Source organism: Streptomyces sp. NBC_01465, from assembly GCF_036227325.1.
In the GTDB taxonomy this organism is placed as follows: Bacteria; Actinomycetota; Actinomycetes; order Streptomycetales; family Streptomycetaceae; genus Streptomyces.
Window position 1 is genome coordinate 2,663,775 of the sequence record NZ_CP109467.1, and the last position, 17,937, is coordinate 2,681,711.

Below are 17,937 nucleotides of genomic sequence, written 5' to 3' on the forward strand. Positions count from 1 at the left end.
CGGAGAGGTGATCGATGGGCGTCGCGGGATCCACCGGGCCGGTGATGGACCGGGACGAGGTGGACCGTGCGCTGGCGCGGCTCGGGGCGGAGCACGAGGCGATCGAGAGTTCGCTGCTCGCGCTCCAGGACCACGCGGGCCGAAGACTCCTCGAAGGAGCCGCGCTGACCGGGGTCACCAAGGACCGCTGGGCCTCCACCGAGCAGTCCATCACCCTGCTGTGGGCCTACTTCGACGCCTACGCCGGTGCGCTCGACGACGCCCGTGGCGTGCGTGAGCGCAAGCGCTGGCCCGGGCGCGAGGAGCTCGTCGAGCTCACCGATCTGCTGCGCGGCGAGGGCGTCACGCTCTCCGGCGCCGCCGCCCACTCCGCTCCCACCATCGGCGCGGGCATCGCCGGACCCGCCAAGCTCACCGAGCGGTTCACGCTCGTGGAACTCGTCTCGCGTATGAACGAGCTGTACGCGAAGGCCCTGGACATGGTCGTCGCCTCGGACTCCGTATGGTCGGCTCTTCCCGCTCGCATCGATCTGCTCTCCGCCGAGCTGGGGCGCACGCGCTCGCTCGCCCACTCGGTGGGCGTACGGCCCGGGGAGCATCCGGCCGGGGACGACCTCGAATCGATCACCGCCGAGCTCACCGCGCTGCGCGCCCAGGTGATATCCGATCCGCTGGCCTTCTGGCAGGCGGCGCCCGGGAGTTCCGCCCCCGGCGGCGGCCGGCCCGACACCGCCCGCTACGACCGTGCGGCCCAGGCGCTGGAGGAGATCCGGCGCGAGATCGAAGCCGTACTGACCGTGCGCCAGGACGCCGAACAACGGCTGCTGCAGCTCAGAGACGTCCTCTCCCGGGCCGACCGGACCCTGACCGAGGCACGGTCGGCGCGCGGCGAAGTGCTGGCGAAGATCGCCGCCTCCGAGGTGCCCGCCGTGAGCGGGCCGCCCACCGTGCTGCAGGAGCGCCTCGCCACCGCGGCCGAGTACCGGCGTCACGCCCAATGGCACCGCCTCTCCCCGCTCCTGGAAACCCTGGAGCGCGAGGCCGAGGACGAACTGCTGCGCGCCCGCGAGTCGTTGACCGCCGTCACCGCGCCGCTGGCCGTACGGGCCGAACTGCGCGGGCGGCTCGATGCGTACAAGGCGAAGGTCGCCCGGCACGGGATGGCCGAGGACCCGCTGCTCATCGAGCGGTACGACATGGCGCGCCGGATGCTCTGGAGCGCGCCCTGCGACCTGCGCGCGGCCGAACAGGCCGTGCTGCGCTATCAGCAGGCAACCGCCGAAGTACTGGTGCCACGGCAGTCCGGGCCCACTGACCGCAGGGGGGATCACGCATGAGTGAAGAGCAGCAGAAGTGCACGCGGCCCGGCTGTGAGGGCGCGTACGAGGACATGGGCGGCGGCGAGCTGTACTGCGACGCCTGCGGTCTGGCCCCCGAAGGACAGTCCACCGGGACAAGCGGGAAGAGCGGGACCGCCGGCTCAAGCAGTACCGGCGAGGCGCATTCCTCGAAGTGCCAGCGGCGCGGCTGCGAGGGCAGTTACGAGGACATGGGCGGCGGGGAGCTCTACTGCGACACCTGCGGCCTCGCCCCCGTCGTGTCCCCCACCGGCATGGTCAGCTCACCCGCGACCGGGATCACGGGCGGCGGCCGGAGCGGCAAGGGAAGCAGCCGGGGCAGCAGTTCCAGTTCGCGGGCCTCCTCGCGCGCCTCGTCCCGGTCCTCCTCCCGCTCCTCGACCTCCCGCCGCTCCGTCTCCGGGCGGCTGTCGCGCGCGCTCTCCGGGACGACCGCATCGCGCTCGGTCTCGGTCCGCGCCTCGGGCGCCTCCGCCAGCGCCTCGGGCCGCAACCGGCTCGGCGCGGGCCTGGTCTCCATCCCCGAAGTCCCGCGCCCCGACCCGCAGTCCGCCGTCATGGAGAACCCCGAGGTCCCCGAGCGCAAGCGGTTCTGCTCGCGCTCCGACTGCGGGGCGCCGGTGGGGCGTTCGCGCGGCGAGCGGACCGGCCGCACCGAAGGGTTCTGCACCAAGTGCGGCCACCCGTACTCCTTCGTGCCGAAGCTGACCACGGGCGACGTCGTCCACGGCCAGTACGAGGTGATGGGCTGCCTGGCCCACGGCGGTCTCGGCTGGGTCTATCTCGCCGTCGACCGCGCCGTCTCCGACCGCTGGGTCGTCCTCAAGGGCCTCCTCGACACCGGCGACCAGGACGCCATGGCCGCCGCGATCTCCGAGCGCCGCTTCCTCGCCGAGATCGAGCACTCCAACATCGTCCGCATCTACAACTTCGTCGAGCACCTCGACCAGCGCACCGGCTCCATGGACGGCTACATCGTCATGGAGTACGTCGGCGGGAAGTCACTCAAGGAGATCGCCAACGACCGCCGTCAGGTGGGCGGGAAGCGCGATCCGCTCCCGGTCGAGCAGGCCTGTGCGTACGGCATCGAGGCGCTCGAAGCCCTCGGCCACCTGCACAGCCGCAACCTTCTCTACTGCGACTTCAAGGTCGACAACGCGATCCAGCAGGCCGACCAGCTGAAGCTGATCGACATGGGCGCGGTCCGCAGGATGGACGACGACGAGTCCGCGATCTACGGCACCGTCGGCTATCAGGCCCCCGAGGTCGCCGAGGTCGGCCCCTCCGTCGCCTCCGACCTCTACACCGTCGCCCGCACGCTCGCCGTGCTGACCTTCGACTTCCAGGGCTATACGAACGTCTTCGTGGACTCCCTCCCCGACCCCGACAACATCGAGGTCTTCCGGACGTACGAGTCCTTCTACCGTCTGCTCGTACGGGCCACCGACCCGGACCCCGCCCGCCGTTTCTCCTCCGCGGCCGAGATGGCGGAGCAGCTGACCGGCGTCCTGCGCGAGGTCGTCGCCCTCCAGACCGGCCGACCGCGTCCCGCGCTCTCCACGCTCTTCGGCCTGGAGCTCAGGGTCACCGACGCGACGCTCTTCGCCGAACTGACCGGCGACGTCTCGACGTTGGGCTCCCGCGTGCTCCCGCCGTCACGGCGCGGGCTCAAGCGGAGGACGGCAACGTACGCGAACGGAAACGGCGCACCCCGCGTCCTGGCCGCCGCCTCCGTCACCGCCGGGCCGCCGCCGCCCCAGCTCCCGCCCGCCGCCTACGCCCCCACCCAGGCCGTGATCCCCGCCCCCCGCCACCCGGCGAACGGCGTCGACCTCACCGGCGGCCGGAACTCCGACACCCCCATCACCGCGACCCTGGACGCACGCGCCACCTCGCTTGCGCTCCCGGTGCCGCGCGTCGACCCGAACGACCCCAATGCCGGTTTCCTCGCGGGCCTCCTGGCCTCCGCGCCCTCCGAGGTGACGGCCGCCCTCCAGGCCGCGCCCAGCAGTTCGCTGGAGCTCAGGCTCCGGCAGGTGCGCGCCTGGCTGGAGAACCTCGACCTGTTCACCGCCGTCGAGGACATCCAGCAGCTGGAGGTCCAGCACCCCGACGACTGGCGCGTCGTCTGGTACCGCGGCCTCGCGTCGCTGGTCACCGGCGACCACGAGACGGCGGCCCTCGCCTTCGACGCGATCTACGACGCGTTCCCCGGCGAGCCCGCCCCCAAGCTGGCCCTCGGCGTCTGCGCGGAGGTCCTCGGCCAGCTCGACAACGCCGCCGAGTACTACCGCCTCGTCTGGGCGACCGACCCCAGCTATGTGAGCTCCGCCTTCGGTCTGGCCCGCGTACAGCTCGCGGCCGGTGACCGTACGGGCGCCGTGAAGACCCTCGAATCCGTCCCCGAGGCCTCGATCCACTACACGGCCGCCCGCGTGGCAGCCGTACGGGCGAGGCTCCGCAGGCGTGATCCGGGCGAGCCGCTCCTTGACGACCTTCGGGCCGCAGCCGCGCAGGTGGAGGCGTTGCAGGGCTTCGGCCTCGATGCCGTACGCCGCGAGCTGCTGTCCACGGAGGTACTGGGCACGGCGCTCGACTGGGTACTCTCCGGAGGCAGCGAGGGGCAGTTGGTCGCATCCATGACCCTGCTTGGCAACCCACTCGACGAGCGGGGCCTGCGCCTCGGTCTGGAACGCTCGTACCGGGTACTCGCCCGGCTCGCCCAGCGCGGCGAGGAGAGGATCGACCTGGTGGAGCGGGCCAACCGTTTCCGCCCCCGGACGTGGGTGTGAAGTGATGTCGCAGACGAACCAGCCGGTCGCCACCGGGCGTTGCCCCGGCTGCGAGGAACCCGTGGAGGCGGGCGACTTGTTCTGCGGTGCGTGCGGCCACGACCTCTCGGCCGTGACCGTCTCCGTGCCCGGGACCGACAGGCCGACCGTCGCCGTCAACGGCGCGGCAGCAGCGGCAGCCTGGCCGGCGGCCCCCGCGGAGAGCGCCTCCGCGGCCGTACAGACACCGACGGACCTCGCAGGGACGACATCGGGCGGCACCGAACTGCCCACCGCAGTACGGACGGACGACCCGCCCGAGCCTGCCGAGTATCCGCTCCCCGACCCGCGGACGGTCGAGCCGACCCCCGCGGCGGGTACCAAGATCTGTGTCGCCTGCCGCTCGGGCCGCATCGACGAGGACGGCTACTGCGAGAACTGCGGCCACGCCCAGCCCCGCGAGCGCGACCACATGGAGGAGGAGCTCGGCGCGGTCGCCGCCGTCTCCGACCGCGGCCTGCGCCACCACCGCAACGAGGACTCCTACGCGGTCTCCTCGACGGCCCTGCCCGACGGCTCCCCCGCCGTCATCGCCGTCGTCTGCGACGGGGTCTCCTCGGCGACCCGCCCCGACGAGGCATCGGCGGCTGCGGCCGTCGCCGCCAACGAGGCGCTGCTGGCGTCGCTGCCGCTGGGCACCCACCCCCAGCAGGCGATGCACGAGGCGATCCTGGCCGCCGCCGAATCCGTCAACTCCCTTGTCACCGAGCACGGCGAGGCGATGGAGCACGACCCGAACCGGCACACCAACGCCCCCGCCTGCACGATCGTCTCGGCGATCGTCGCGGGCGGACTGCTGGTCGTCGGCTGGGTCGGCGACAGCCGCGTCTACTGGGTGCCCGACGACCGCACCGCCCACCCCTCGCGCCTGACCGAGGACGACTCGTGGGCGGCGCAGATGGTCGCGACCGGCCTGATGAACGAGGAGCAGGCGTACGCGGACGAGCGGGCGCACGCCATCACGGGCTGGCTGGGGGCGGACGCGTACGAACTGGAGCCGCACACCGCGTCGTTCAAGCCAGACCGCCCGGGAGTGGTGGTCGTCTGCACGGACGGTCTGTGGAACTACGCGGAGGGAGCCGAGGAGATGGCCGCCGTCGTGCCCGCCGACGCCGGCGCCCGCCCGCTGCACGGCGCACAGGTGCTGGTCGGTCATGCGCTCGACGGCGGGGGCCACGACAACGTAACAGTGGCCGTGCTGCCGTTCCTCGTACCTCGGACAGGGGCAGGATCCGCCTGAGACGGCGCGCACCCCGCTTTATCCTCTTAAGGAGCCAGTGAAATGGCCAATTTCGCCAAGCCCAACGTGCCGCAGTTCTCTGTCGACGTGTACCAGAACGAGTACCTCCCCGAGGGCGGCCGTGAGGTCAACGCCATCGTCACGGTCACCTCGACCGGCGGCGCCTCGCTGATGAGCCCCGGCCCGTCCCCTTCCTCCATACCGGGGCAGGCGCCCGGCGCCGCCGTAGTGATCATGGTGGACTGCTCGGGGTCGATGGACTACCCGCCGACCAAGATGCGCAATGCCCGCGACGCCACGGCCGCCGCGATCAGCACGCTGCGCGACGGCACGGCCTTCGCGATCGTCGGCGGTACGCACATCGCCAAGGAGGTCTACCCCGGCAACGGGCGCCTCGCGATCGCCGACAACACCACCCGCGGCCAGGCGAAAGAGGCCCTGCGCAAGCTGAGCGCGGGCGGCGGTACGGCGATCGGCACCTGGCTGCGGCTGACCGACCGCCTCCTGGCCTCCGCGGACGTCCCGATCCGGCACGGAATTCTCCTCACCGACGGCCGCAACGAGCACGAGTCGCCCGAGGACCTCAAGTCCGCGCTCGACGCCTGCGCGGGCCGCTTCACCTGCGACGCCCGCGGCGTCGGTACGGACTGGGAGGTGAAGGAGGTCACAGGCATCGCATCGGCGCTGCTCGGCACCGCCGACATCGTCGCCGATCCGGCCAACCTCGCCGCGGACTTCACGCAGATGATGGAGAACGCGATGGGCAAGGAGGTCGCGGACGTCGCACTGCGGCTCTGGACCCCGGTCGGCGTGGAGATCAAGTTCGTCAAGCAAGTGGCGCCCACCGTCGAGGAGTTGACGCTGCGCCGCACCGAGGTCGGCCCGCGCGCCGGCGACTATCCGACGGGCTCCTGGGGCGACGAGTCCCGCGACTACCACGTGTGCGTGGCCGTCCCCGAGGCCGGAATCGGCCAGGAGATGCTGGCCGCCCGCGTCTCTCTCGTACTCCCCGATCCGCTCGGCGGGACGCCGCAGACGCTCTCGCAGGGGCTGGTGAGGGCAGTCTGGACGGACGACATGTCGGCCTCCACGTCCATCAATCCGCAGGTGGCGCACTACACAGGCCAGGCCGAACTGGCACAAGTCATCCAACAGGGTCTGGATGCCCGCAAATCGGGCGACGTGGACGGCGCAACGGCCAAGCTGGGGCGGGCGGTTCAGCTCGCGGCGGCCTCGGGGAACGCAGATACTGCGAAACTGCTTTCGAAGGTGGTCGACGTCGTGGATGAAGCGACAGGTACCGTACGGCTGAAGGCGAAGGTCGCGGAAGCGGACGAGATGACTCTCGAGACACGCTCCACCAAGACTGTTCGCGTAAAGAAGTAGAAGGGGATCGACTCCATGGCGACCTGCCCGAACGGACACCAGTCGGGTTCCGACGACTGGTGCGAGGTCTGCGGCCATCGCATGGGCGCCGTGCCGCCGCCCCCTCCTCCGCCCCCGCCGTACGGGGGTGGAGCGCCCCAGCAGCAGCCCGGGTACGGCTACCCGCCGTCAGGCGGCGACCCCACCGCCCAGGCGGAGCTCTGCCCGCAGTGCCGTACGCCGCGCGAGGCGATGGCGCCGTACTGCGAGGAGTGCCGCTGGAACTTCCTCACGAACACCGCGACCTCCTACACCCCGCTGGCCCCGCAGCCGCCCCAGCCCTCTCAGGGGCTGAACCTGCCGCCCGGGTTCCAGGCCCAGCAGGCCCCGCCGCCCCCTCCGCAGCAGCAGCGTCCGCAGCCGCCGGCGGCCGGGACGGCTCCGGATCCGTACGAGTACCAGAGCTCGCGCCCGTCGCAGATGAACCGGCCCGCCGAGCCGCTGAACGCCGACCCGTCGATGCGCCAGCAGCAGGGCCCGCCCCCGCCGCCGCCCGCCTTCCAGCAGCAGCCGGGTCCGCCCCCGCCGCCGCAGGGGTTCCAGCAGCAGCAGCCCGGTCCGCCGCCTCCGCCGCAGCAGCACCAGCAGCAGCAGGAGTTCCAGCAGCAGGCCCCGCCGCCGCCCCAGGCCTTCCAGCAGCAGGCCCCGCCGCAGTTCCAGCAGCAGGCGCCCCCGCAGCACACGCAGCACCCCCAGCAGACGGCGCCGCCGCAGCCGGGCGGTGACGACTGGCTGCTGCCGCCGCCCTCGCAGCAGGAGTTCCAGCAGCAGGCACCGCCGCCTCCGCAGCAGCACCAGCAGGAGTTCCAACCCCAGCAGCCGCAGCACACGCAGCAGCCCCCACAGCAGCAGCACACGCAGGCACCCCAGGGAACGCTCGCCTGGTCGGCCACCATCGGCCCCGACCGCGAGTACTTCATGGCGATGATGCACCGCAGCGGCCCCGACGCGGCAGGCCTCAACCTGCCCGCGTACTCCCCGGAGCAGCAGCGCCCGCTGGTCGGCAACCAGATCACCATCGGCCGCCGCCGCCACTCCACCGGTGAGTCCCCCGACATCGATCTGTCGGTCCCGCCAGAGGACCCGGGCGTCTCGCACCAGCACGCCGTGCTGGTGCAGCAGCCCGACAGCAGTTGGGCGGTCGTCGACCAGAACTCCACCAACGGCACGACGATCAACGGCGGCGAGGAGCCGATCCAGCCCTACGTCCCCGTCCAGCTCCAGGCCGGCGACCGGGTCCACGTGGGCGCCTGGACGACGATCACGATCCACCAGGGCTGAACAGCTCCCACACATAGGGCCCGCCCGGGTCGTCCAGCCAGGCCCACTGGCCGCCGTCCCGGAGCGTCACCCCGAACCTCTCCCTCTGCGGGCGCTTCTCGCGCTCCCAGAGGGAGAGTGCTTCCTGGGGGTCGAGACTCCCCGCGGTCAGCGACAGCAGGAACCGGAACAGCCCGTTCTGCAGCGCCTTCCGCGGCAGCCCGCCAATGTGCTGATGCACGCCCTCACCACCGCCCCGCAGCGCCACGAAGTACGCGGGCGTGTGCAGGAACCGCCCTTCCGCGTAGGTCGCGTCCCGCACCTCCAGCAGGATCAGCCCGGTCGACAGCGGTGCCAGGATCCGCGCCCCCTCCCTGCACTGCGCGAGCCACGCCTGCGGCACGGAGGGCAGGGTGCAGGTCGCGATGATCCGGTCGTACGGCGCCCGGGCAGGACACCCGCGCGCCCCGTCCCCCGCCACCACCTCGGGACGGAACCCGGCGGCGGCCAGATGCGCCCGCGCGGACTCCGCGATCTCCACGTCGTACTCGACGCTCGTCACACACCGCTCCCCGAGCCGGTGCGAGAGCAGCGCCGCGTTGTAGCCGCTGCCCGCCCCGATCTCCAGTACGGCGTCCCCCTCGCGCACCCGGAGCTCTTCCAGCATCCGGGCCATCAGCGACGGCTGGCTGCTGGAGGAGACCAGTTCCCCGTCCTTCATCCGCGTCCCGAGCGGTTCGTCCGCGTACACGCCCTTCAGCCAGCGCTCGCGCCGCCCGGGATCCGGGTCCTCGCCCCAGAGACGCTCGGGAATCCCGGGCCGGCCCGTGAAGAAGTACGGCACGAAGAGATGCCGCGGCACCTCGGTGAAAGCCGCCCGCCAGGCGGGATCCGCCAGTCCCCCGCCCCGGACGATCTCCCGCACCAGCGCCTCCCGCAGTTCCCGGTGTGCGCTCATGCCTCCACTGTGCGCCGTCGTGGCCGTAGGACCAAGGTCCTCCGCCGCGCCGTCTGAGACGATGGAGGTGTGACAGAGATCCCGCACGGCACCCTCCAGGAGCAGACCTTCTACGAGCAGGTCGGTGGCGAGCCGACGTTCCGCCGCCTCGTCCACCGCTTCTACCAGGGCGTCGCCGAGGACCCGCTGCTGCGCCCGATGTACCCGGAGGAGGACCTGGGCCCGGCCGAGGAGCGCCTGGTCCTGTTCCTGATGCAGTACTGGGGCGGCCCGCGCACGTACAGCGACCACCGCGGCCACCCCCGCCTGCGGATGCGGCACGCGCCCTTCGCAGTGGACCGGGCGGCGCACGACGCGTGGCTGACCCATATGCGGGTGGCGGTCGACGAGTTGAAGCTCTCCGCCGAGCACGAGGAGCAGCTCTGGCGGTACTTGACCTACGCGGCGGCCTCCATGGTGAACACCGAGGGCTGATCCGGCCCCCGCTCGCGATCGTCACGGAACTGTCCGTTCCGCCTCAATTCCGTACGAGTGGACCATGCCGGCCTCCTCCCCGCCCCCGCAGACCGCACCATGTGCTCAGGGGACAGCAGGGACACCAGGGGGAGAAGCATGGTCGACGACGTCGAAGCGTGTGCACGCATCCTGGCCGCGGCACTGCACTCGGTCGCCGCGGGGGACCGGCTCTTCGCACCCGACGTGACCCGCCGCCTGCTGGACGCCCACACCCACCCGTACAAGAACGCCGACGGCGACCGGCCGCCCCCCGATCTCAAGCGGCTCACACCGCGTGAGCTGGAGATCCTGCGACTGGTCGCCACCGGCGCCGACAACTGCGCCATCGCGGCCCTGCTGACGGTGAGCGAGGCCACCGTGAAATCACATCTGAGCCGGGCGATGACCAAGCTCGGGGTGTGCAGCAGGGCGCAGGCGGTGGTGGCGGCGTACGAGGCGGGGCTCGTGGTCCCGCGTCACTGCCACCAGAAGCACTGACGATGCGTCAGGAAACGTACAGCTTGGTCGGCTTGGGGTAGTTCGACCGATATCCCTTGAGCGCCCGCACATCGGCCGGCTTCAACTTGATGCAGCCGTACGACTTGTAGTCGCTGTTGCCGTCCCAGCGCGTGGGCTCGCTCGTGCCCTGCTTGCCGTTGGTGAGCATCTCGCTGTGGATGAAGAGCTCGGTGCGCAGGGTGCCGCTCTTCCCGCCGCCCTTGCACTTCTTGTTGCCGATGTCCCACGCGACGCCGTGCACGGTGCCGACGTGATTGCTGTAGAACGTGCCGATGTTGTACGTGGCGCTGGGCAGCCAGCCCTGGTTCGATTTGCAGGCGTCGCGGCCGATCTTGTTGGACGCCGTACCGAGCCCGGAGCCCGCCCGCCAGCTGGCGACGGTGTGGGTGCGGACCTTGTCGGCGTTGATCACCTGGACGTAGACCAGGCTGAGGCGCGAGTTGGACGGGTCCTTGCTGTTCTTCTTGAACTGCAGATACGTGTAGCTCTTCGCCGCGGCGGCCGAAGCATGCGCCGACGCCGGCAGCAGACCGACACCGGCTATCGCGACCCCCGCCGCGACAACGGCCTGCAGACCCCGTACGGCGCTCCCCCGAGATGCGAACATCAGCGGTTCCCCCTTCTCACGACCGGCCCCTGGTCGGGCCGGTGTGCGAGAAACGTACGAGAGCACGCGAGCCGCGTCCTCCCCCAGCCGTATGCACTCCCCCTCAACCCTGGGACGAGACGGAATCCGGAGTTCACGCCCCGCATTCCGGTCACAATCGCATCAAGGTCGTCCGGCAAGCGGTTACATCAGGCCCGTGCTGTCTGAAAGCATCCGGAAGGACGTTCGGGGGCGTGGGTCGAGGGGGACGTGTGACGGGGTTTGTTTTTCTGCGGGTGCGCGCGCACCGGCTGCTGCTGGCCGCGGCATTGCTGGCCGTGCTGCTGACCACCTCGGTGCTCGCCACGCTCGCCGCCTTCTCCGGTTCCATCGGCGACGCCGGGCTGCGCAACGCCCTGAGCACCCGTAGCGCCGCGGCGGCCACGCTGATCGTCAAGGCCGAGCTGCCGGCCGGACAGCAGAAGGCGGCGGACGCTGCCGTACGGAGCCATGCGGACAAGGCCTTCGACGGGCTGCCCGTCACCGTACGGAAGCTGAGCCGGTCGGGGCCCTACGCGCTGCCGCGCAGTCTCCAGGCCGCATCGGCCCGCGGCGGCGACCCCGATCTCACCTTCTTCTCCGCCATCGACCACTCCCGCGTACGGCTCGCCTCCGGCGCCTGGCCGCACGCCACCACGTCGGGTGCGGTGCAGACCGCGCTCCCCGAGACCGTCGCCAAGCAGCTCAAACTGCGCCCCGGCACGCGGCTCACGCTCGTCGACCGGCTCAGCAGCAAGAAGACGACCGTCCTGATCACCGGCGTCTACCGGCCCGCCGACCGCTCCGACCCGTACTGGCAGCTCGACGACCTTGGCGGGCGCGGCACCCGGACCGTCAACTTCACCACCTACGGCCCGCTCCTCACCGACCCAGCCGATCTCACCGCCGGGCGCGTCAGCTCGGGCGCGACGTCCTGGCAGGCCGCGGCCGACTACTCCACGATCACGACCGACCGGATCGACCGGCTGCGGGCATCGGCCGCCGCCGAGTCGAAAGCGGTGACCACCGACAAGGCCTTCGGCGCATCGGCGACCGCGACCACCTCGCTGCCCGAGGTGCTCGGCCAGGCCCAGCGGAGCCTGCTCGTCTCGCGCTCCACCCTGCTGATCGTCGCCCTGCAGCTGGTGCTGCTCGCCGGGTACGCACTGCTCCTGGTGGCCCGTCTCCTCAGCTCGGAGCGGGCGGGCGAGACCGAACTGCTGCGTGCGCGCGGCGGGTCCAAGAGCCGTATCACCGCACTCTCCGCGATCGAGGCGCTGCTCCTCGCCCTCCCCGCCGCGGTCTGCGGCCCCCTGCTCGCAGGTCCGCTCACCCGGCTCCTCGGCGGGCAGGGCGCACTCGCCCGCATCGGACTGCACCTGGACTCCGGTGCCACCGCGACCGTCTGGCTGATCGCGGGTGCGGTCGCGCTCGGCTGTGCCGCGGCGGTCGTCGCGCCCGCGCTGTCGGCAGGCCGCAGCACCCGCGGCCGGGCCGCGTCACTGCCCGCCCCCGTGCGTGCCGGTGCGGATGTGGGTCTGCTGATCATCGCCGGTGTCGCGTACTGGCAGCTGGACCGCCAGACGTCCGGCAGCGGTGCGCTGACCGGCGACCGGAGCGGCAAGCTCGGCATCGACCCGCTCCTGGTGGCCGCGCCCGCGCTGGCGCTGCTCGCCGGCACCGTGCTCACCCTGCGCCTGCTGCCGCCCGTCGCGAAGCTCGCCGAACGCCGCGCCGCAGGAGGCCGCGGACTGCCCGCGGCGCTCGCGGGCTGGCAGTTCAGCCGCCGACCGCTGCGCAACGCCGGCCCCGTACTGCTGCTCGTGCTCGCCGTGTCGATGGGCATCCTGGCGATCGGCCAGGGCGCCTCCTGGGACCGTTCGCAGTCCGACCAGGCCGACTTCCGGTCGGGCGCCTCCATACGGGTCCTGGGCAGCGACACCCCGCAGCTCGGGCAGGCCGGGCTCTACGCCTCGCTGCCCGGCGTACGGGACGCGGCGCCCGTCTCCCGTACCTTCACCGAGCTCTCCGGCAACCGGATCGCGACCGTCCTGGCCGTCGATCTCGCCCACGCCCCTGACCAGTTGATGCTCCGCGACGACCTGGCGGACGGGCGGCGCACGGAACTGCTGCGGTCCGTCGCCGCCCGCAAACAGGCGACCTCGGGTGTCGTGCTGCCCCAGGACGCCTCGCAGATACAGGTGGAGGTGCGACTCTCCTCCGACGGCGCGCCCGACGGTGTCTCGCCCCTGGACCTGACCACGTCGATGTCCCTTGTCGTCGAGGACCGTTACGGACTCTCCTACCGGCTGAGGCTCGGCGAACTGCCGGTCGACGGCCGCCCCCACGTCCTCACCGCCGATCTGGCGAAGGCCGCCGAGGCGCCCGCCGGGAAGATCGCGCAGCCGCTGCGGCTCACCGGTGTGGAGAGCGATCTGATCCAGCAGGCCACGTCCGAGCAGGAACGCTTCGACCTGCGGGCGCTGCGATCCGTCACCGCCACCGGCGCGGTGAGCCCGGTGAAGCTCCCCGGGCTCGCCCGCTGGCAGGGCTCGGAAACCGTCCCCGTCCCCAAGGGCACGCCCCAGCGCCCCGACAACCGCCTCGGACTGACCACCTCCGCCGAGGCACTCCTGTCCGCCCCGTTCGCCACGGGCTCAGCCGATCAGGACGCATGGAGTTCCCCGCAGGTGAAGACCGTACGGATCAGTACGAAGCGTCCCTCCGCACCGCCGCTCGCCGCCATCGCCACCGACAGCTATCTGCGCTCCACCGGAGCGAAGGTCGGTGACACCGTGGACACGGAACTGGGCGGCCGGACGCCGAAGGTACGGATCGTGGGCTCCGTGGCCGAACTCCCGACCACCGGGGCCGGGGCCACCACGGCGTCCGGATCCGAGGCACCCCAGGGCGGAGCCCTGCTGCTCGACCTGCGCGCCGTCAACCAGCTGATCGCCTCGACACCCGATACCTCGGTCAACCCCACCGAGTGGTGGCTGTCCACCGACCGCGGCAAGGAGGCCGAGGTGGCCGCCGCCCTGCGGGCGAGGGCCGACCTGGATCCCGCTCAGGTGCTGGCCAGGGACGAGACCGCCAAGCAGCTCCTGGACGATCCGCTCGGCGCGGGCCCGCAGTCGGCGCTCACCGCGGCCGCCCTGGTCGCAGCCGCCCTGGCAGCGGTCGGGTTCGCGGTCAGCGCGGTGGGCTCGCTGCGCGAGCGGTCCGAGGAGTTCGCCGTACTGAGGGCGCTGGGAGCCCCGCGCCGCCAGCTGGCCCGGACGATCGCCGCCGAACAAGGGGTGCTGATCGTCATCGCCCTGCTGGTGGGCCTGACTCTGGGCACCGTACTCACCCGGGCGGTCGTCCCGTTGATCGTGCTCACCGGACAGGCCGCGCAGCCGGTGCCGGATGTCCTGGTCCAACTGCCCCTCGGACGGGTCGCCCTGACCCTGCTGAGCGTCGCCGCCGTACCCCTGCTGATCGTCACGGCGATCGCGCTGCGCCGCGCGGATCCCGCCGTGACCCTGCGCCACCAAGGAGGCAACTGACATGCCGGCACCAGCCGTTGCCCCCTGGGTACGGACCCGACTGCGCACCGCACCGGGCGCCGCGATCGCCCTCGCCGTGCTGGTCGTGCTGACCAGCTGCCTCGCCGCGGCGTTCCCGCGCGGCGTCGACACGTACGAGGACCGAGGGCTGCGCCACGCGGTCTCCGACGCCCCTGCGGCCCAGAGCATCATCGACGTGTACACCCAGGGACCCGGCATCACCTCGGATCCCGCCGAACGCGACGCGCTGGTGCGGCCCGATGCGCTGGCCGGCTACAACAAGCAGGTGCTGCAGCAGATCCCCGACGGGCTGCCGATCGACGCCGCGCAGTCCTCGTACGGCTACCGCACCGTGAAGTCCCTGGACACACTCGACCCGTGGCTGCCGAAGCCCTACGGCATCACGGCCAAGGTGAACATCGCCGCCCAGGCCGGTCTGCCCGCGCACTCGCGCGTGGTCGAGGGGCGGCTGCCCTCGGCGAAGGGCGAGGTCACGCACGCATCCGGCGGAGGCGAGGTCGCGGTCACCGCCGACACCGCGCGGATCATGCACATCAAGGTCGGATCGGTCGTCCACGTGCCGAGTGACATCTCCGGCAGGCAACTCGCCTTCACGGTCACGGGCATCGTCGAGCCCCTGCGGCCGCAGGACAGCTACTGGACGGTCCAGACGGCGCTGCTCAAGCCGGCCCTCACCGCGCTCCCGGGCGGCGGTGAACCGGTCAGGTTCTGGACGGCCGGTCTGCTCCTGGCTCCCGAGGCCGCTCCGGTGCTCCAGGCCACCGCCGGTCTTTCGGAGATGTACTGGGACCTCGCCCCGGTCACCTCGCACTTCACCGCCCACGAACTGGACCGGCTGACGTCCCTCGTCGCCTCGTTGGAGGGCGGTCCGCACCTGCTGAAGGTACGGAGCGTCGTCGGCGAAGGGGCGAACGTACGCACCGGCCTCGACGACGTCTTCGGCGAGTACAAGAAGGTCAGGGAGTCCATCAGCCCGGTCGTGGCCGTCGCCGCCTTCGGCTCGGGAACGGTCGCCGCGATCGTCCTGCTGATGGCGGGCGGCCTCGCGGCCGCACGCCGCCGGTCCGAACTCGCCCTGCTGCGCTCGCGCGGCGGCTCGATGGCCGGCATCTGCGGGCGGCTCGCGGCGGAGACCGCGGTGGTCGTCGTGCCCGCCGCCGCGCTGGGTCACGCCCTCGCCGTGCTCGCCGTGCCCGGGGGCCGCACCGGACCCGCCGTGCTCGCCACGGTGCTGGTCGCAGCCCTCACCGTCCTCGCTCTTCCCGTACGCGCGCTCGTCGAGCACCGGCGCCCGCAGGTCAACGTGGAGCGCCAGGACGCCGCAGCGGTCAAACCGTCGCGGCGTCGTACCGTCGCCGAACTCACCCTGCTGGTCCTGGCCGTCGGCGCGGTGGTCGCCCTGCGCAGGCGCGGCACCGCAGCAGGCGCCGACCAGTTGGTGAGCGCGGCGCCGGTGCTCGTCGGGATCATCGCGGCACTCGTTCTCGTACGGCTGTACCCGCTGCCCCTGCGCTGGAGCGCGCGCCCGGCCGCCCGGCTGCGCGCCGCCGTCGGCTTCCTCTCGCTGGCCCGGGCCGGGCGCTCGGCGGGCAGCGGTGTGCTGCCGCTCCTCGCGCTGCTCACCGCGCTGACCACGACCGCGTTCGGCGGTTCGGTGCTGGCCGGCATCGCGGACGCCCGTGACCAGACGGCGATGAGCACCGTCGGGGCGGACGCCCGGGTGAACACGCTGAACGGGGTGCCCGCGGGACTGCCCGGCAAGGTCGCGAAGGTGCCCGGCGTACGGTCCGTCGACTCCGTCTACGTCGAGCACAACGTGTTCTATCCCGGCGACGGACCCCGCATCCCGGTGGTCGGCGTCGACCCGTCCTCGTACAGCGAACTGGCCCGGCACACGGGCCTCGGCCCGTTCCCCGCCGACCGGTTGACGCACAGCGGCGGAGCTTCGGCGCCGCTGCCGGTCATCGCGTCGCCCGCCGCGGCACACCGGTTCGGCTCGGCTGCTTTCACCATCAGCGTGGCCGGTTACGAGCACTCCGTGCGGATCGTCGCCGTACGCGACCACACCCCGGGGTCCCCTTCCGACGACTTCCTGCTGGTGGACCGAGCGGGCCTGGACAAGCAGCCGCCGAACGCGCTCCTGATCACCGGGAAACCGGACGGCACGGCGCTGCGGGCCGCGGTGACGGGCACCGGGGCGGGTGTCCAACTCTGGTCCGAGGAGCGGAAGAAGCTCGCCGACACCCCCATGCAGAACGGCGCCAAGAACCTCTACACGGCCGCCGTCGCCGCGGGTGCGGGCTTCGCCGCCGTGGCGCTGCTGCTGGCGCTGATGCGGGCGGCACCGGAGCGGGCCGCGCTCCTCGCCCGGCTGCGCACCATGGGTCTGACCCGACGCCAGGGCCGCAGACTGCTGATCTTCGAAGCCCTGCCGCAGGCCCTGCCGGCCGCGGTGGGCGGAGCCGTCACCGGGTGGGCGGCGATCCGGCTGCTGGCCTCCGGCGTCGATCTCGACGGTCTGGCGGTGGCGTCGGCCGGGGCCACCGCCGAAGGGGCCCGGCTCAGACCGGACGCCTGGTCACTGGCGGTCCCCGCACTGTGCGTGGTGCTGCTCGCGGTCGGCGTGGCCGCACTGCAGGCCTGGTGGACAGGACGGCGTGGATCGATCACCGAACTCAGGGCAGGGGACGCACGATGACGGACACGACCACTCTCGCGGACCTGGAACAGCGCGCGTCCGCGCGCCGCAACCGGCCCGCCTTCGGCCATGACGCGCTGATCGCCTGCGACCGTCTGGTACGGATCTTCTCCACCGACGGGGTGGAGGTGCAGGCCCTGCAGGGGCTCGATCTCCTGGTCACCCAGGGCGAGTTGATGGCCCTGGTGGGCGCGTCCGGCAGCGGCAAGTCGACGCTGATGAACATCCTCGCCGGCCTCGACGTACCGACCGCGGGTGCGGCGAGCGTCGCGGGCTGCGATCTGCTCGCCATGGACGCGAAGGCCCGGCTGCGCTACCGGCGCGACGTGGTCGGCTTCGTCTGGCAGCAGACCGCGCGCAATCTCCTCCCGTACCTGACCGCGAGCCAGAACGTGGCACTGCCCATGCAGCTGCGCGGCCGCTCCGCCAAGCGGGCGGAACGGGCGGAGTCGCTGCTGACGATGCTGGACGTCGCGCACTGCAAGGACCGGCGCCCGCACCAGATGTCGGGCGGCGAGCAGCAGCGCGTGGCGATCGCGGTGGCGCTGGCCAACGAGCCGTCCGTACTGCTCGCGGACGAGCCGACGGGCGAGCTGGACTCGCACACCGCCGAGCAGATCTTCGGGGCGTTCCGCACGGCCAACGAGGAGCTGGGCACGACGATCGTGATCGTCACCCACGACCAGGCGGTGGCCGGCGAGGTCCGCCGTACGGTGGCGATCCGCGACGGCCGCACCTCCACGGAGGTGCTGCGCCGCAAGCAGGTGGACGCGGCGACGGGCGAGGAGTCGGTGGTGGCGCGCGAGTACGCGATGCTCGACCGGGCGGGCCGCCTGCAGCTGCCGGCCGAGTACACGGAGGCGCTCGCGATGGAGCACCGGGTGGCACTGGAGCTGGAGAACGACCACATCGGCGTCTGGCCGGACGACCAGACGCACTGAGCACCCCGGACATGGAAC

The 17,937-nt window shown here is 72.1% G+C and carries 12 protein-coding genes; 10 read left to right on the top strand and 2 right to left on the bottom strand.

Annotated features, from left to right (window positions below):
• Nucleotides 1–14: 14 nt before the first annotated feature.
• From OG707_RS12250 to OG707_RS12270, 5 genes are read left to right on the top strand one after another with little or no spacing between them, the layout of a single operon-like run.
• Complete coding sequence (locus tag OG707_RS12250) at nt 15–1,337, top strand: hypothetical protein (RefSeq protein ID WP_329117402.1); 1,323 nt, start codon at nt 15–17, stop codon at nt 1,335–1,337.
• Nucleotides 1,334–4,150 carry a tetratricopeptide repeat protein gene (locus OG707_RS12255; protein ID WP_443071319.1) on the top strand — a complete coding sequence of 939 codons (2,817 nt, stop codon included), beginning with the start codon at nt 1,334–1,336 and terminating at the stop codon, nt 4,148–4,150. The genes OG707_RS12250 and OG707_RS12255 overlap by 4 nt, the downstream gene beginning before the upstream one ends.
• A 4-nt stretch (nt 4,151–4,154) precedes the next feature.
• Entirely contained in the window at nt 4,155–5,429 is a 1,275-nt protein-coding gene (locus tag OG707_RS12260) for a PP2C family serine/threonine-protein phosphatase (RefSeq protein ID WP_329117404.1), read from the top strand.
• A 42-nt stretch (nt 5,430–5,471) separates the two neighbouring features.
• Nucleotides 5,472–6,815 (top strand): vWA domain-containing protein, encoded by a 1,344-nt coding sequence (locus OG707_RS12265; protein WP_329117406.1) that lies wholly within the window; start codon nt 5,472–5,474, stop codon nt 6,813–6,815.
• 15 nt (nt 6,816–6,830) lie between these two features.
• Nucleotides 6,831–8,135: an FHA domain-containing protein gene (locus OG707_RS12270; protein ID WP_329117408.1), complete on the top strand. Its 1,305-nt coding sequence runs from the start codon at nt 6,831–6,833 to the stop codon at nt 8,133–8,135.
• On the opposite strand, the gene OG707_RS12275 is transcribed toward OG707_RS12270, so the two are convergent.
• On the bottom strand, nt 8,116–9,072 hold the full coding sequence (locus OG707_RS12275; protein WP_329117410.1) for a methyltransferase domain-containing protein: 957 nt from the start codon (nt 9,070–9,072) through the stop codon (nt 8,116–8,118). The two genes, OG707_RS12270 and OG707_RS12275, sit on opposite strands and share 20 nt — an antisense overlap.
• 69 nt (nt 9,073–9,141) lie before the next feature.
• Here OG707_RS12275 and OG707_RS12280 point away from each other — a divergent pair, with 69 nt between their 5' ends.
• Together OG707_RS12280 and OG707_RS12285 are read left to right on the top strand one after the other, a co-directional pair.
• A complete protein-coding gene (locus tag OG707_RS12280) occupies nt 9,142–9,546 on the top strand; it encodes a globin (protein WP_329117413.1) in 405 nt (134 codons plus the stop codon).
• Between the two features lie 138 nt (nt 9,547–9,684).
• On the top strand, nt 9,685–10,065 hold the full coding sequence (locus OG707_RS12285) for a response regulator transcription factor (protein ID WP_329117414.1): 381 nt from the start codon (nt 9,685–9,687) through the stop codon (nt 10,063–10,065).
• A 7-nt stretch (nt 10,066–10,072) separates the two neighbouring features.
• Here the strand turns inward: OG707_RS12285 and OG707_RS12290 are convergent, their stop codons facing one another.
• Nucleotides 10,073–10,693, bottom strand: coding sequence for a hypothetical protein (locus OG707_RS12290; protein WP_329117416.1), 621 nt, complete (start codon nt 10,691–10,693; stop codon nt 10,073–10,075).
• 251 nt (nt 10,694–10,944) lie between these two features.
• Here OG707_RS12290 and OG707_RS12295 point away from each other — a divergent pair, with 251 nt between their 5' ends.
• The 3 genes from OG707_RS12295 to OG707_RS12305 are packed head-to-tail and all read left to right on the top strand — an operon-like array spanning nt 10,945 to nt 17,919.
• Nucleotides 10,945–14,259 (top strand): ABC transporter permease, encoded by a 3,315-nt coding sequence (locus OG707_RS12295; protein WP_329117418.1) that lies wholly within the window; start codon nt 10,945–10,947, stop codon nt 14,257–14,259.
• A 1-nt stretch (nt 14,260) separates the two neighbouring features.
• Complete coding sequence (locus OG707_RS12300; protein WP_329117420.1) at nt 14,261–16,978, top strand: FtsX-like permease family protein; 2,718 nt, start codon at nt 14,261–14,263, stop codon at nt 16,976–16,978.
• Nucleotides 16,975–17,919, top strand: coding sequence for an ABC transporter ATP-binding protein (locus tag OG707_RS12305; protein ID WP_329117422.1), 945 nt, complete (start codon nt 16,975–16,977; stop codon nt 17,917–17,919). The genes OG707_RS12300 and OG707_RS12305 overlap by 4 nt, the downstream gene beginning before the upstream one ends.
• Nucleotides 17,920–17,937: the final 18 nt, after the last annotated feature.